The following is a 15,234-nucleotide window of genomic DNA, read 5'->3' on the forward strand; positions in this document are numbered from 1 at the left end:
TGGCGCTGTTGGTGGAGGGGCAACTGGCTATCGCCGCTCTTTCGCAGAATGTCTTCGGCGCGCATGTCCGAGTTTGTAACTCCATTGGCCGTGATGCTCCAAAATTTGATGGACACCTCAATTTTGTGAGGAATTCACCAGTCTGCTTGGCAAGAAAGCCTAATTAAATCAATGTATTGCGTGATGGCACGACGCTTGCCATTGGCAGCTCCGCGAAACGGGAGCTTCCGCGCAGATGCAATGGCAGGCCATCGTCGATTTCGACGGGACGATTTCAGAGAAGGACACGACGGACTGTGTCCTGGCCCGCTTCGCCGAGCCCGGTTGGGAAGCGATCGAGGATGACTGGGTCGCCGGACGCATCGGTTCGCGGGAGTGCATGGAGCGGCAGGTCGCGCTGCTGCGCGCCTCGCCCGATGCTTTCGACGGCTTCGTCGAAAGCTTTGCGATCGACTGGGGCTTTGCCTTCTTCGTCCGGGTCTGCCAGCGCCACGGCGTGCCCGTTACCGTGGTTTCGGATGGGCTCGACCGCACCATTCATACCGTGCTTCGTCGGGCCGGGCTCGCCGGGCTGCCGGTCATCGCCAATCACCTCGAACCGGTCGGAGTGGATCGCTGGCGCCTGACTTCGCCGCATGCGTCCCGCGATGGAAGCTGCAACAGCGGCACCTGCAAATGCAGCGTGGCTACCAGCCTGGGGCGGCCTGCCACCATCCTCGTCGGCGACGGCCGGTCCGATTTCTGCCTGGCCGAGCGCGCTGACATCGTCTTCGCCAAGAACGGCCTGATCGCCCATTGCGATCAGGCTGGGGTGGAACACCGCCCATTCTCCCGGCTCGCGGAAGCGGCGCGTGCCCTCGACGACATGCTGACTGGCGTCGTCCCGGCCGCAGCGAGCCATCACATCAAGGACTTGATCAATGGATGACGGATTTCCCCAGCACGGCCGTACTGCAGCCGCTCCTGCTGCGGTGAACTTGGCCTCGGTCACCGCCGAGGAGGCCCGCCTGCTCGCACTCGAGGCGGAGTTCTGCTCGCATGGCGATACCGTGCACTACACACAGTTCCCGAAGATCTTCTCGGGCTGCGAGGGCTCCTTCATGCTCGATGCGGCGGGCAACCGCTTCCTCGACCTGCAGATGTGGTACTCGGCCGTCAATTTCGGCTACGCCAATCCGCGCCTCAACAACGCGCTGAAACGCCAGATCGACAAGCTGCCGCAGGTCGCGAGCCAATATCTCCACCGCGAGAAGATCGAGCTCGCGGCGATGATCGCCAAGGATGCCCAGCGCAAGTTCGGCACCAAGGGGCGCGTCCATTTCAATGTCGGCGGCGCGCAGGCGGTCGAGGATTCGCTCAAGCTCGTGCGCAACGCCTCGAACGGCAAGAGCCTGATGTTCGCCTTCGAGGGTGGCTATCACGGCCGCACGCTCGGCGCCTCCGCCATCACCTCGTCCTATCGTTATCGCCGCCGCTTCGGCCATTTCGGCGAGCGCGCCCACTTCATCCCGTTCCCCTACCATTTCCGCGGGCCCAAGGGCATGAGCAAGGAAGAGTATGGCGAGCACTGCGTGCAGCAGTTCGCCCGGCTCTTCGAGAGCGAATATAACGGCGTCTGGGATCCCAAGGCCGGCCAGGCCGAATATGCGGCCTTCTATGTCGAGCCGCTGCAAGGCACGGGCGGCTACGTCATTCCGCCGCCCAACTTCTTCACCGGCTTGAAGAAGGTGCTCGACGACCACGGCATCCTGCTCGTCGTCGACGAGATCCAGATGGGCTTCTACCGGACGGGCAAGCTCTGGTCGATCGAGCATTTCGGCGTCCAGCCCGACGTTATCGTCTTCGGCAAGGCCGTCACCAATGGGCTGAACCCGCTCTCGGGCGTCTGGGCCAAGGAAGCGCTGATCAACCCGACCGTCTTCCCGCCGGGCTCCACGCATTCGACCTTCAACGCCAACCCGCTCGGCACGGCCGTCGCGCTCGAGGCGATGAAGATGATGCAGGAGGAGGATTACGAGACCATGGTCATGGCCAAGGGCGCGTATTTCCTCGATGGGCTGAAGGACCTTCAGAAGCGCCACAAGATCGTCGGCGAGGTCGACGGCCTCGGCATGGCCCTGCGCATCGAGATCTGCGAGCCGCATGACAGCTATACGCCGTCGAAGCGGTTGGTCGACCTGATGTGCGACGAGGGCATGAAGGCCGATCTGGAGCTCGAAGGCCGGCGCTACGGCCTCGTGCTCGATATCGGCGGCTACTACAAGAACGTCATCACGCTCGCGCCGGCCCTGACCATGAGCTACGAGGAGATCGATCTGGCGATCGCCCTCCTGGACCAGCTCTTCGCCCGCGTGGCTGGCGCCTGATCTGACCGGAGACGGCTGTTGCGCCTGCAGGTGATCGATCTCGATGGCAGCGTCGCGCGCCAGGAGCCGCTGCGCCGCCGCATCGACGCGGGAGAAGCTTCCCGCATCGATGCGGCGCATCTGGCCGCGCGCCTGCGCATCGTGGCGAGCCGCGGGGCGCGCGCGCGGCTGCTCGAGCAACTGGCGGCCGAGGACAGGGGCGGGAGCGGACCACCCGTCTACTTCTACGGTTCCGGGGATTTCCATCACCTCGCGGCGCTGCTGATCGCAGGAGTCTCCGAGCCGGTGACGGTTGTCCATTTCGACAACCATCCCGACTGGGTGCAGTTTCCGGCGACGGTCAATTGCGGCGCCTGGGTCAACCGGGCGCTGGAGCTGCCCCAGGTCCGCAAGGTCATCACCATCGGGCCCTGCAGTAGCGATCTCGTGCGTCCGGAATGGCAGTTCGCCAATCTCAGGGCGGTCGCAGAGGAGCGGATCGCGCTCTATCCCTGGCGGCACGCGCCTTCGCGCGTCTGGGGTCGATACGGAACGGTTGCGAGTTTCCGGCAGGAGGGAAACCACCTGCATTGGCGCAATCTGGCCGATGAGGACTGGGCTCATTTCCTCGACGACCTCGTCGCCACGATCCCGACCGGGGATATCTGGCTCAGCATCGACAAGGACGTCCTCGGGCGGGACGAGGCGCTGACCAACTGGGATCAGGGTGATCTGCCGCTGACTCATCTGCTGGGCGCGATCGAGCGCCTGGCGGGCGCGCGTCGCGTCGTCGGGGTGGATGTCTGCGGCGACTGGTCCGAACCGCGCTTCTCCGACCCGTTCCGCGCGGCGCTCGCCTATTTCGATCATCCGCGGCCGATGCGGCCTTCTTCGGAAGAGCTCGGCGTCAACGCCCGGGTGAATGCCGAACTCATCGACTGCTTTGCGCGGGTGCTGCCGTGACCGTGAACATCGTCCTCTGGTTCATCCTGTCGATCGTCTGCGACGTCGTCGGCCAGCTCTGCCTCAAGCTCGGTGCCGACAGGTTGCCGCAGGGTGCGGGGCTGCGCGAACTCACGGTCGCGCTCGGCCGCTCCGGCTGGGCGATGGCCGGCGTGCTGACCTATGTGGCGGAATTCTTCATCTGGCTGCGGATCCTCGCTGAGGTGCCGCTATCGATCGCCTTTCCTATTGCCAGCCTCAATTTCCTCGCCATCACCTTCGCCAGCGCGGTTCTGCTCGGCGAGCGTGTCGGTTCCCGGCAATGGTTCGGTGCTGTCCTCATCACCTGCGGCGTGGTCATCGTCGCTCGAACAGTCTGACGGAACGAGACGTGACGACGCGCGATTTCAGCCTTCGCTATGCCGGTGGCCGGACCGGCTTCCTTCTGATCCACGGTTTGGGCGGAACCCCGACCGAGATGCGCCTCGTAGCGCGCGCTCTCAACCAGGCCGGCCATACGGTGCACTGCCCGCAACTCGCCGGCCACTGCGCCGGAGAAAGCGAGCTTCTGGCGACGGGCTGGCGCGATTGGGCCCAGAGCGTCATCGACGAACTCGACCGGATGCACCAGATCTGCGATCGCGTCATCGTCGGCGGTCTTTCGATGGGTGCCGTCCTGGCGATGCATGTCGCTGCCGCGCGGCCCGAAGCCGTCGACGGGCTTGCGCTCTACGCGCCGACGCTCTGGTACGATGGCTGGTCGATCCCGCGCTATGCCTTCCTGTTGAAGTGGCTGATCAACACGCCCTTCGGCCGCCGCTACAGCTTCGTCGAGCGCGAGCCTTATGGCGTCAAGGATCTGCGCACGCGCGCGCTGATCACCGCCGCGATCACGCGCGGCGACAGTTCCGAGGCAGGTTTGCTCGGCACGCCGTCCGGCGCACTCCAGCAAATGTGGGCGCTGATCGACCAGACGCGGCGCGAGATGCCGACGATCACCTGTCCGGCGCTGCTCGTGCATGCCCGCGAGGACGATGTCGCCAGCCTGTCGAACGCGTTCTACATCCAGCGCCGGCTGGGCGGCCTCGTCGATGCCGTGATCCTCGACGACAGCTATCACCTCGTCACGATCGACCAGCAGCGGGGCATCGTCGTCGAGCGTTCGTTGGCGCTCGCGGCGCGGTTGGCGAAGCGGGAGGTTCGGGAGAAGGCGGCGGGACTGCGCGTCGTCGCAGCCGAATGAGCCGGCTTGCCGCCCGGATCGTCGCAAGCGTGGCCGCAATCGAGCCCGCGGCCTGGGATGCGTGCTTGCCCGGCGAGGCGGAGTGCCACGCCTACTACAACGCCTGCGAGGCGGCGGCGGCCGCTTCCGGGGTCGGGCTGCGCATGGCGGCGATCGTCTTCGAGGCGCAAGGCGAGGTGATCGGGGTCGCGCCGTTCTTCCGGCTGAAGTACCGACTCGATACACCGCTTCAGGGCCCGCTGCGTGGGCTTGGCGAGGCGCTGTTCCGCCATGTGCCCGGCCTTGTCACCCTCAAGGCCCTCTGTGTCGGCTCTCCCTATGGCGAGCGCTGCCATCTCGGCTTTTCGCCGCAGCTGGATTCGGCTGGCCGGGCCGCTGCCTTTCGGCAAATGGCTGAAACCCTCCAGCGGCAGGCCGTGGCCGAAGGCGCGCATCTGGTCGTCTGGAAGGATCTGGCGCCCGAGCAGGAACGGGAGGCCGGAGCCTTCCTGGGCGGGGCAGGCTTTGCACGCCTGGCCAGCTTGCCGGTCGCCGTGCTCGACCTGCCTTTCCCGGACGAGGCCGCCTATCTGGCGTCGCTGTCGGCGGCGACGCGCAAGGACGTCAGGCGCAAGCTCGCGAAGGCAGGCGATGTCCGGATCGAGTTCCGCACCGACATCTCCGGGTTCGAGCAGGAGATCGACGCCCTCTACGAATCCACGCGCGCGCAAAGCGGCCTGGACTATGGCGAGCTCGAGCTGCTGCCGCCCGGCTATTTCGCCGGAATTTCGCGGGCCTTGGGCGAGCAGGCCGTTTTCGTGCTGTACTGGATCGGAGGCGAGCTTGCGGCGTTCAACCTGCTGCTGGTCGAGGCCGATCGCGTCATCGATAAGTTCCTGGGCATGCGCTACCCGCTCGCGCGTGAGCACAATCTCTACGTGGTGAGCTGGATGGCGAATGTGCGCTTCTGTCTCGAACGCGGCATCCGCCTGTTCCAGAGCGGCCAGACCGCCTACGCGTCCAAGCTTCGCTTTGGCAGCCGGCTCGTTGCCTCCACCATCCATGTCCGCCATCGCCGTGCGCCCCTGCAATGGGCGCTGCGTCGCTTGAGCCCATGGCTCGGCTTCGACCGCTTCGATCCCGATCTCGCCGAACACGCCGGAAAGAAAGCTGCATGACTGCCTTCACACCCGCCGAAGCGCCGTCGCGCTGGCGCCAGCTTGCGATCTGGCTGGCTTTCATCGGGCTCGACACCGGCACGCAGCTCGCCTTCAAATGGGGCGCGGATGGGCTTGGCGACATGGATTTCGGCCTCGCGATGCTGACGCGATCCATGGAGCTTCCCGGCGTCTGGCTCGCTATCGTCGGCTATCTCGGAACTTTCGTGGTGTGGATGGCGATCTTGCGCGACATGCCGCTTAGCCGTGCCTTCCCGATGACGGGATTGGTCTATATCACCGTGCCCTTGTTCGCCTGGGCGGCTTTCGGCGAGCGGATCGATCTCCTGCGCGCCGTCGGCATCGCCCTGATCATCGCCGGAGTGATCCTGCTCGGTGGGGAGCATGAAAATGAGCACCCGTAGTTTGCGGATTGCGCTCGCCGTTGCCGCGCTCCTGGGGGCCCTGCCGGCCGGCGCCGGCCCTGCAACGGATGTCGTCGGGCGCTGGCGCGATTCCGACGGGGAGTCGGAAATCGCGATCGCCCGCTGCGGGGCAGCGCTGTGTGGCCGCATCGTCTGGCTGAAGGAGCCGCGTTTCGACCAGTTCAATCCCGATGCCAGACTGCGCGCGCGCTCGCTTCTCGGCATCCAGGTTCTGAGCGGGTTCACTCCGGGCGGGGACGGAAAGCTCGTGGGCGACGGCTACAATCCCGCCGATGGCAAGAGCTACCGCACGACGATGGAGCTCGCGGCGCCCGGCACATTGGTGGTGCGCGGCTGCGTCCTAGGGGGCCTGATCTGCGACGACGACACCTGGACGAAGCAGCCGTGAACGACGCGAGATCGCGTACCGCAGAACGGGGAGGCGGCCCGCCGCCGTTGCGGGGCTCGTCGTGACCACCCGCATGACCACGCTCAGGCTCAGGCTGGTGATCGGATTCCTGCTGGTGATCGTGCCGGCGATGCTGGCCTCGGCCTTTGTCGCTGCGAAGCTGATTTCCAATGCGTTCGAGGACAATGTCGGTCATTGGCTGGGCGAGACGTCGCGCTTCTTCGGGCTGGAGGTCTCGGAAGCCGCACAGGAGGCGCAGCGCGTCGCCGGGGTCATCGGCAGTCGGCTGGAGCGGAGCCCGAGCGACGTCAAGATGCAGCATACGGTCGAGCGCGAATTCGGCGTGCTGAGCTCGGTCGGCTACGATCTCATCGCGGTCTATCGCCCCGGCGGCGAAATCATCTTCTCCTCGCGCCGTTTCTCCGCCGTCGGGTCTCTGCCCGAGAAGACGGGGCAGGGATTGTTCAGGATCGTTGCGGACGGCCAGCGCTGGATCATGGCGGGAGCCGTCCAGTCCATCCAGATCAACGGGCAGTCCGCCAATCTTCTCGTGGGCTCATGGCTCGACGACAACTACCTGGGCGGGATCAAGGTCGTCACGTCGCTGGAAGTGCGGTTGTTCTCCGACTTCGACGGCGAGCTCGAACCGATCGTGCAGACGCATAGCGATCGGAAGGTCGTCGTGCCGAAGGCGATCCTGGCACGGCTTGATGCCGGCGAGGAGGAAATCTTCGATGCGGACGCCGAAGGGGGCGCCTACCGCGCCGTCTATACCGGCTTTCGCGGCATCGACGGCAAGCTGGTGGCGATCAGCTTTATCGGCCTGCGCAGCGAAGCGGGGTTCTTCGAGCAGCTCGGCCGCGAGCGGCTGTTCCTCGGCATATTCCTCTTCGGAAGCTGCATCGCGATTATCGTCGGCATAATGATGTCGGAGGTGCTCGTGCGGCCGTTGCGCGCCCTGACCCGCGGCGTCCGGGCGATTGCAGCGGGTGATTTCGGTCAACGCGTCACCGCCGGCGGCGGGCGCGAGATCGCGCAGCTCGCCGCGGGATTCAATGGAATGGCCGAGCAGCTGGGCAAGCTGCACGATCTCGAAATGGAACTGCGCCGCCGCGACAGGCTTTCCGCGCTGGGGCAGGCGGCGATGGTGATTGCGCACGAGGTTCGCAATCCGCTCGGCATCATCAAGACGTCGACGGAGGTGGTGCGCAATCGCTCCAAGCTCGGCGCAACCGAGAGCAAGATGCTCGGCTATGTCATCGACGAAGTCCGCCGGATCGAGACCCTGATGCGCGACTTTCTCGACTTCGCCCAGCCGAGGCCGCTCGTGCACAGCCGATTCCCGTTGCGCAATGTCATCGAGCGGGTCGCAGCCATCGCGGCTCCCGAGCTTGCCCGGCGCGGCATCACCCTTCAGATCGACGACCGAAGCAAGGGCGCCCTGATCAGCGGGGACCCCGACCAGCTCCACCAAGCCTGCCTCAATCTGGTTCTCAATGCCATGGATGCCATGCCTTCGGGCGGCGCCATTCACGCCAGCCTGGCGGTGAATTCAGACACAGTGTCGCTGACGATCCGCGACGAAGGGCCTGGCGTTCCCGAAGCGATCCGAGGCGAGGTCTTCAATCCGTTCTTTACCACCAAGGCGAAAGGTACGGGGCTGGGGCTCGCTAAGGTGCAAAGCGTGGCGGCGGCGCATGGCGGAACGGTCGCTTGCGAATGCATGGCGGGCCAGGGCGCGGCCTTTACGCTCGCATTGCCGCGGGTCAAGACGGGAGAGGACGTGTGAGCCACACCATCCTGGTGGTCGATGACGAGGAGCGTCTGGCGGACGTGCTGGCCGCCGCGCTGGAGGATCTCGGTTATCGCACGACCGCGGTGACGAGCGTGCAGGCGGCCCTCGTGGCATTGGACCAGTCGCGCTTCGACCTCGTGCTCACCGATCTGCGGCTGCCGGTGATGGATGGGCGCGACCTGCTGCGCGAGGTGCGCAGCCGCTGGCCGGATATTCCCGTCATCATCCTGACGGCCTTCGCCGCCGTGCGCGATGCGGTCGAGCTCATCAAGGAAGGAGCGTTCGACTACATCGCCAAGCCCTTCGAGATGGAGGATGTCGCGGCGACGATCAGGCGCGCGCTGCGCCTGGCCGATGTTGTGCGGGACAATGAGCGCCTGCGCAGCGAGCTGGAAGGGCGCCACAGCTTCGATACGCTCATCGGCAACAGCGCGTCGTTCCGCCGCGTGATCGAGCAGGTCACCGAGGTCTGCGAGACCCGGGCGACCGTCATGCTGAACGGGGAGAGCGGCACAGGCAAGGAACTGGTCGCCCGCGCGATCCATTTCAACAGCCCGCGCCGGGGGCGGCCCTTCATCGCCGTCAATTGCGCCGCCATTCCGGAAACTCTGCTGGAGAGCGAGCTCTTTGGCCACGTCAAGGGCGCCTTCACCGGCGCGCTGGCCAATCGGGTCGGCCGTTTCGCCGCAGCGGAGGGCGGCACGCTCTTCCTCGACGAGATCGGTGACATGCCGCTTGCGATCCAGGCCAAGCTGTTGCGTGTCGTCCAGGAGCGCAGCTTCGAGCCGGTCGGCGCGAATCGCAGCCAGAGCGTCGATGTCCGTCTGATCGCGGCGACGCACAAGGACATGCGCGAAGCGGTCGCTGCGGGCAGCTTCCGGGAAGACCTGTTCTATCGCCTCAATGTCTTTCCGATCCAGCTGCCTGCATTGCGCGAGCGCCCTGAAGACATTCCGCTTCTGGCGACGCATTTTCTGGCGACGCTCTCGGAAACGATCGGCAAGCGGGTTGCCGGCTTCTCGCCCGCCGCGCTCGCGGCCATGGCGGGACATGACTGGCCGGGCAATATCCGCGAGCTGCACAATTGCGTCGAGCGGGCGCTCATCGTTGCCAAGACTTCACAGATCGATGTCCAGGATCTCCCGCGCGATCTGTTCGAGGGGCCGCGCCGGGCCGGCCGCGACGCGCTGCCGCGCGATCTCGACGCCGAACTGGAACGGATCGAACGGGATTTCATCGTCGAGGCGCTGCGCCGGAGCGAGGGCGTGCAGGTGAAAGCGGCAAGGATGCTGGGCATTGCCGAACGCAGCCTCTGGCATAGAATCAAGAAGCTCGATATTCGGGTTGGTCGGACGGTAATCGAATGATTGGCGGGCATGTAGCGGCGCTGTCGCGAAAGCGCGCCAGAATGATGTTTGGCGCGTTTGCCGCGCATGGAGGAACCGTGTCGCGTATCGGTTTTGGACAGATTGGCTGCCTCGTTCTGCTGTCGGCGACGTCCGCGGCGGCTGCCGAGCCTAGCCCGGCTTTGACGGACGCAACGCCAGCCAAGGGCTGGATCGTGACGCTCGGCGGCTCGTTCCAGATGGGTCCCAAATACGAGGGGGCGAATGCCGTGGGCCCGTCCTTCATGCCCTCGCTCAGCTGGCGCCGTGTCGGCGAGCCGGAAGGCTTCAGCGCGCCCGACGACAGTCTCGATTTCGCGCTCTATGAAACCAACCGCTTCAGCTTCGGCGTGGCGGGGAGCTGGAAAAGCGGGCGCTATTCGTCGTCGAGCCCGAAGCTTTTCGGCATGCGAGACGTTCCGTGGGCGATTGAGGCCGGCGTTTTCGCCGAGTTCTGGCCGATACTCGATCGCCTGCGCACGCGCATCGAGGTTCGCCAGGGCTTCAACGGGCACCACGGCATCGTTGCCGACCTCTCTGCCGACTGGGTCGAGCGCCTGGGGCGCTTCACGCTGTCGGCGGGCCCGCGGCTCTCGCTGGGCATTGCGTCCTACATGCGCACCAATTTCGGCGTGACGGTGCCGGAAGCGCTGATCAACGGCTATCTGACCCCATATCGGCCCTCGGGCGGCGCCAAGAGCCTGGGCGTCGCGACGGCACTCGAATACACCTGGTCCGAGCAATGGTCGACGACGCTGTTCGCGCGCTATGACCGGATGATCGACCAGGCCGAGGGCTCTCCACTTGTCCGGACGATCGGCCAGCGTGACCAGTTCACGGTCGGGCTCGGCGCCAGCTACTCGTTCAGAATGGACCTTTGATCCGACGACTCGATTCCGAGGTCGCCTGACGGCAGCCTCGGATTCCGGGCGTTATCAGGCATCGGACGTCGCTGGATCAAATCCTGTCTATCGGCGTGACCTGTTCGGATCCAGGATTGCCTGTTTGCGCGCTCGGCGCCAACGCTTGCCACTTAGAAAAGTGGCTGGGGGACTAGGATTCGAACCTAGACAACCAGAGTCAGAGTCTGGGGTCCTACCGTTAGACGATCCCCCAACGATGGGGCGCTTCGGGGCGCCGCGTTGGTGAGCCGGGGTCTAATCAATGCGGTCCGGCTTGGCAAGAGCTGAATTCACGCTGCATGCGAAACAGTTCACAGGAAGATGTCGTGCGCTCTGGCAGCGCGGGGATCGCCCGCGATCGCGGCGGGGCCGCCTTGCCTGCGCATAGCTATGCTGTTGGTCCGCAGCATGCCAAACATGCGCTGCCTCCCTCCGAAGGGCAGGCTGCCTGCTCCTCGATATCCTCCGCCTCGACCTGGTCCCGACAACATCATGGCTCGCACCCTTTCCGTCCTTGCCGACGATCTCGCCTCCGGCCGGACCACCTCGCTTGCCCTCGTGCGCGAGGCGCTCGCCCGGATCGACGCGCCGGAGGGAGAGGGAACGCTCGCCTTCATCAAGGTCCATCGCGAGGCGGCGCTCGCCGCGGCCGAGGCGATGGATAAACTGCGGACGGCCGGGCTCGCGCCGTCGCCCTTCGCAGGCATCCCGATCTCGGTGAAGGATCTGTTCGACCTCGCCGGCGAGCCGACCACGGCCGGCTCGACCGTACTGGCCGATGCGGTCCCGGCCGAGCGCGACGCGCCGGTGATCGCGCGGCTGCGGCGCGCCGGCTTCATCGTGATGGGGCGGACCAACATGACCGAGTTCGCCTTCTCGGGGCTCGGCCTCAACCCGCATTACGGCACGCCGGCCTCGCCCTATGACCGCACGACGCGCCGCATTCCCGGCGGCTCCTCCTCGGGGGCCGCCGTGTCGGTCGCGGACGGCATGGCCTATGCCGGAATCGGCTCGGACACCGGCGGCTCCTGCCGCATCCCCGCGGCGTTCTGCGGCATCGTCGGCTACAAGCCGACGGCCGCGAGCGTGCCGCGCGAGGGCGCCTTCCCGCTGTCGCAGACGCTCGATTCGATCGGCCCGCTCGCCAACAGCGTCGAATGCTGCCGTATCCTGCACGAGGTCATGAGCGGAGCGGAGCTGCCGAAGGACGTCCCGGCCGGCCTCGAGGGCCTGCGCATCGGCGTGCCGCAGACGATCGCGCTCGACGGGCTCGACGCGCATGTCGCGGCAAGCTTCGACCGGGCGCTGGAGCTGCTTGCGAAGGCCGGCGCCGCCGTGATCGATGCTCCCCTCGAACGCTTCGCCGAGGTTGCGCGGCTCAACGCCAAGGGTGGCTTTGCCGCCTCGGAGGCCTACGCCCATCACCGCGACCTGATCGAGGCGAAGGGCGATGGCTACGACCCGCGCGTGCGGACGCGGGTGCTGCGCGGCCGCAATCAGGATTGCGCCGACTATATCGAGCTCACCCACGCGCGGGCCGCCTTCGTCGCGGCGATGCGCGAGGATATTTCGGGCTTCGACGTGCTGGCGATGCCGACCGTGCCGACCGTCGCGCCGACCATCGCCGAACTCGTGGAGGACGACGAGGCCTTCACCCGCATCAACCTGCTGATGCTGCGCAACCCGACGCTGATCAACATGATGGATGGCTGCGCGATCTCGCTGCCGATGCATCGTGGGGGCGAGGCGCCGGCCGGGCTGATGCTGGCGCGGGCCGGCGGCGGCGATGCGGCGCTGTTTGCAATCGCAGCGGCGGCTGAAGCCGCCCTGGCGGGACGCTGAGCCGCGCCGGGTGCCAGCAGGAGATGGCCTTCCGGGCCACCGCATCTTTGGAGAGAATGACCCCATGAATCAGAACGATGCCGCCGCCGCGCTCTCCGTCTGGGTCGCGCTCGAGAGCCCAACGAGCCATCCCGCCGGGCTGAACGGCATGATGGACCTCGTCCAGAAGGATGTGGCAGGGCTGCCGATCGCGGTCGAGCGCATCCCGGGTCGTGACGGGCTCGGCGACATGGTCATGCTGCGCGCCGGCCTCGACAACGGCCAGCCGGCCGTCGCGGTGATGTCGCATCTCGACACGGTGCATCCGGTCGGCACGAGCGCCAAGGAGCTGCCGGTCAGGATCGAGGGCGACCGGCTCTATGGTCCCGGCGTCTACGACATGAAGGGCGGCGCCTGGCTTGCCTTGCAGGCCTTCAAGCAGGTCGCGTCCGCCGGCAGCGCCAAACGGCCGCTGGTCTTCCTGTTCACGCCTGACGAGGAGATCGGCTCGCCGACCAGCCGCGGGCTGATCGAGGAGATCGGCCGGAAATCGGCAGCGGTGCTCGTCACCGAGCCGGCGCGGCAAGGCGGCAGGATCGTCACGGCGCGCAAGGGCGTCGGCCGCTTCGATGTCAGGCTCGAAGGCCGGCCGGCCCATTCCGGCTCGCGCCATGCCGATGGGCGCAGCGCCATCCGCGAGGCGGCGCACCAGATCCTCGCCGTCGAGGGCATGACCGACTATGCCCGCGGCATTACGACGAGCGTCGCGTTGGTCGGCGGCGGCACGGCCGCGAACGTCATCCCGCAGCACGCCTGGTTCAGCGTTGATTGCCGCGTGACCACGCTCGCCGATGGCGTGATGATGGAGAACCGCATCCTCAGCCTCAAGCCGCACGATCCCGATGTGAAGCTGCGCATCACCGGCGGCATGAACAGGCCGCCCTATGAGAAATCGGCGATGGTGGCGGAGCTGTTCGGACAGGCGCAGAAGGTCGCGGCCGGCATCGGATTCGACCTGCAGGACTGCCCGATGACGGGCGGCGGCTCGGACGGCAACTTCACCGCAGCGCTCGGCGTGCCGACCCTCGACGGTCTCGGCATTGACGGCGACGGCGCGCATACGCTGCAGGAATACGCGCTGATCTCCTCGATCGCTCCGCGGCAGGCGCTGATGAAGGGCCTGCTGGAGACGATCTGAGCGCCGTTTGAGAATCGAGCCCTCATCTGAGGAGTTGCGGAACGCGGCGTCTCGAAGGATGATGTCTCGGGAGCCTCCCGGCACATCCTTCGAGACGCGCCTGTGGCGCTCCGCAGGATGAGGGCTCGGGGGACTTCCCGGGCTCAGGCCTTTGGTCCGCCCGGGAATGGCGTTGCGGTTCCGCTGAGGTGAGCGCGATCGTCAAGACAAAAAGCCCCTCGCTATGCGAGGGGCTTCGTCGTTTCAGGCCTACCCGCCGCTCAGCCTTCCGGTTCGCCCATGCCGCCGGCGGCGAGGAATTTCTCGAGCCAGTGAATGTTGTAGTCGCCGTTGAGGATGTCCGGGTTGCGGACCAGCGTGCGGAACAGCGGCAGCGTGGTGTCGACGCCGTCGACGACGAACTCGTCGAGCGAACGGCGCAGGCGCATCAGGCACTCGTCGCGGTTGCGGCCGTGCACGATCAGCTTGCCGACCAGCGAGTCGTAGTGCGGCGGGATGGCATAGCCCTGGTAGGCGGCGGAATCGACGCGCACACCGAGGCCGCCCGGCGTGTGGAACGAGGCGATCTTGCCGGGCGAGGGCCGGAAGGTCGCCGGATGCTCGGCATTGACCCGGCACTCGATGGCGTGGCCCTCAATGACGATGTCCGACTGCTTGAGCGAGAGCGGCGCGCCGGCGGCGATGCGGATCTGCTCGTTGACGAGGTCGATGCCGGTGATCATCTCGGTGACGGGATGCTCGACCTGGATGCGGGTGTTCATCTCGATGAAGTAGAACTTCCCGTCCTCGTAGAGGAACTCGATCGTCCCGGCGCCGAGATAGCCGAGCTCGGACATCGCCTTGGCGCAGACATCGCCGATCCGGTCGCGCTCGCCGGCATTGAGGGCAGGCGAGGGGCCTTCCTCCCAGACCTTCTGGTGGCGGCGCTGCAGCGAGCAGTCACGCTCGCCGAGATGGATGGCGTTGCCCCGGCCGTCGCCGAGCACCTGGATCTCGATATGGCGCGGCTTTTCCAGGTATTTCTCGATATAGACCGCGTCGTCGCCGAAGGCGGCCTTGGCCTCGGTGCGGGCGGTCTGGAGCGCGACGAGGATTTCCTCCTCGCTGCGCGCGACCTTCATGCCGCGCCCGCCGCCGCCGGCCGCGGCCTTGATGATGACCGGGAAGCCGATCTCCTTGGCGATGCGCAGGGCGTCGCCATCATCGCTGACGCCGCCTTCCGAGCCGGGAACGCAGGGGATCCCGAGGCGCTTCGCGGTGCGCTTGGCCTCGATCTTGTCGCCCATCACGCGGATATGCTCGGCCTTGGGGCCGATGAAGGTGATGTTGTGCTGGTCCAGGATCTCGGCGAAGCGGGCGTTCTCGGACAGGAAGCCGTAGCCGGGATGGACCGCGTCGGCGCCGGTGATCTCGCAGGCGGCGATCAGGGCGGGGACGTTGAGGTAGCTCTCGCGCGCGGGCGGCGGGCCGATACAGACACTCTCGTCGGCCAGGCGCACATGCATGGCGTTGGCGTCGGCCGTGGAGTGAACCGCGACGGTGGCGATTCCGAGCTCCTTGGCGGCGCGCAGGACGCGCAGCGCGATCTCTCCACGGTTGGCGATCAGAATCTTGTCGAACATCTTGAAACCCA

At 66.4% G+C, this 15,234-nt stretch carries 14 protein-coding genes and 1 tRNA gene; 13 read left to right on the plus strand and 2 right to left on the minus strand.

Going from position 1 to position 15,234, the window contains the following annotated elements:
- The first annotated feature begins 235 nt into the window (after positions 1 to 235).
- The 11 genes from AC1DEZ_RS00415 (at position 236) to AC1DEZ_RS00465 (ending at position 10,561) form a co-directional block, all read left to right on the plus strand.
- Positions 236 to 928 (plus strand): MtnX-like HAD-IB family phosphatase, encoded by a 693-nt coding sequence (locus AC1DEZ_RS00415; RefSeq protein ID WP_476778183.1) that lies wholly within the window; start codon positions 236 to 238, stop codon positions 926 to 928.
- Complete coding sequence (locus AC1DEZ_RS00420; protein WP_476778184.1) at positions 921 to 2,366, plus strand: aspartate aminotransferase family protein; 1,446 nt, start codon at positions 921 to 923, stop codon at positions 2,364 to 2,366. The genes AC1DEZ_RS00415 and AC1DEZ_RS00420 overlap by 8 nt, the downstream gene beginning before the upstream one ends.
- Before the next feature lie 18 nt (positions 2,367 to 2,384).
- The gene (locus tag AC1DEZ_RS00425; protein ID WP_476778185.1) at positions 2,385 to 3,308 is read left to right on the plus strand and encodes an arginase family protein; all 924 of its coding nucleotides are present in this window, start codon (positions 2,385 to 2,387) and stop codon (positions 3,306 to 3,308) included.
- Positions 3,305 to 3,667: an EamA family transporter gene (locus AC1DEZ_RS00430; RefSeq protein WP_441513468.1), complete on the plus strand. Its 363-nt coding sequence runs from the start codon at positions 3,305 to 3,307 to the stop codon at positions 3,665 to 3,667. Before AC1DEZ_RS00425 ends, AC1DEZ_RS00430 begins: the two co-directional genes overlap by 4 nt.
- Positions 3,668 to 3,678: 11 nt before the next feature.
- On the plus strand, positions 3,679 to 4,530 hold the full coding sequence (locus tag AC1DEZ_RS00435) for an alpha/beta hydrolase (RefSeq protein WP_476778186.1): 852 nt from the start codon (positions 3,679 to 3,681) through the stop codon (positions 4,528 to 4,530).
- Between the two features lie 29 nt (positions 4,531 to 4,559).
- Entirely contained in the window at positions 4,560 to 5,687 is a 1,128-nt protein-coding gene (locus AC1DEZ_RS00440) for a GNAT family N-acetyltransferase (protein WP_476778187.1), read from the plus strand.
- Positions 5,684 to 6,091 carry an EamA family transporter gene (locus AC1DEZ_RS00445; RefSeq protein ID WP_441513465.1) on the plus strand — a complete coding sequence of 136 codons (408 nt, stop codon included), beginning with the start codon at positions 5,684 to 5,686 and terminating at the stop codon, positions 6,089 to 6,091. The genes AC1DEZ_RS00440 and AC1DEZ_RS00445 overlap by 4 nt, the downstream gene beginning before the upstream one ends.
- The gene (locus tag AC1DEZ_RS00450; protein ID WP_441513464.1) at positions 6,078 to 6,500 is read left to right on the plus strand and encodes a DUF2147 domain-containing protein; all 423 of its coding nucleotides are present in this window, start codon (positions 6,078 to 6,080) and stop codon (positions 6,498 to 6,500) included. Before AC1DEZ_RS00445 ends, AC1DEZ_RS00450 begins: the two co-directional genes overlap by 14 nt.
- Before the next feature lie 61 nt (positions 6,501 to 6,561).
- Positions 6,562 to 8,289 (plus strand): sensor histidine kinase, encoded by a 1,728-nt coding sequence (locus AC1DEZ_RS00455; protein WP_441513463.1) that lies wholly within the window; start codon positions 6,562 to 6,564, stop codon positions 8,287 to 8,289.
- The gene (locus AC1DEZ_RS00460; RefSeq protein WP_441513462.1) at positions 8,286 to 9,662 is read left to right on the plus strand and encodes a sigma-54-dependent transcriptional regulator; all 1,377 of its coding nucleotides are present in this window, start codon (positions 8,286 to 8,288) and stop codon (positions 9,660 to 9,662) included. The genes AC1DEZ_RS00455 and AC1DEZ_RS00460 overlap by 4 nt, the downstream gene beginning before the upstream one ends.
- A 77-nt stretch (positions 9,663 to 9,739) precedes the next feature.
- Complete coding sequence (locus AC1DEZ_RS00465) at positions 9,740 to 10,561, plus strand: MipA/OmpV family protein (protein WP_476778188.1); 822 nt, start codon at positions 9,740 to 9,742, stop codon at positions 10,559 to 10,561.
- 161 nt (positions 10,562 to 10,722) lie between these two features.
- Here the strand turns inward: AC1DEZ_RS00465 and AC1DEZ_RS00470 are convergent.
- A tRNA-Gln gene (locus tag AC1DEZ_RS00470) sits at positions 10,723 to 10,796 on the minus strand.
- Between the two features lie 278 nt (positions 10,797 to 11,074).
- Here AC1DEZ_RS00470 and AC1DEZ_RS00475 point away from each other — a divergent pair.
- Together AC1DEZ_RS00475 and AC1DEZ_RS00480 are read left to right on the plus strand one after the other, a co-directional pair.
- The gene (locus AC1DEZ_RS00475) at positions 11,075 to 12,424 is read left to right on the plus strand and encodes an amidase (protein WP_476778189.1); all 1,350 of its coding nucleotides are present in this window, start codon (positions 11,075 to 11,077) and stop codon (positions 12,422 to 12,424) included.
- 64 nt (positions 12,425 to 12,488) lie between these two features.
- On the plus strand, positions 12,489 to 13,601 hold the full coding sequence (locus tag AC1DEZ_RS00480) for a M20 family metallopeptidase (RefSeq protein WP_476778190.1): 1,113 nt from the start codon (positions 12,489 to 12,491) through the stop codon (positions 13,599 to 13,601).
- A gap of 260 nt (positions 13,602 to 13,861) precedes the next feature.
- Here the strand turns inward: AC1DEZ_RS00480 and accC are convergent, their stop codons facing one another.
- On the minus strand, positions 13,862 to 15,223 hold the full coding sequence (gene accC, locus AC1DEZ_RS00485; RefSeq protein ID WP_476778191.1) for an acetyl-CoA carboxylase biotin carboxylase subunit: 1,362 nt from the start codon (positions 15,221 to 15,223) through the stop codon (positions 13,862 to 13,864).
- Positions 15,224 to 15,234 lie beyond the last annotated feature (11 nt).

The sequence above is a fragment of the Allobosea sp. 10L422 genome, assembly GCF_056395345.1.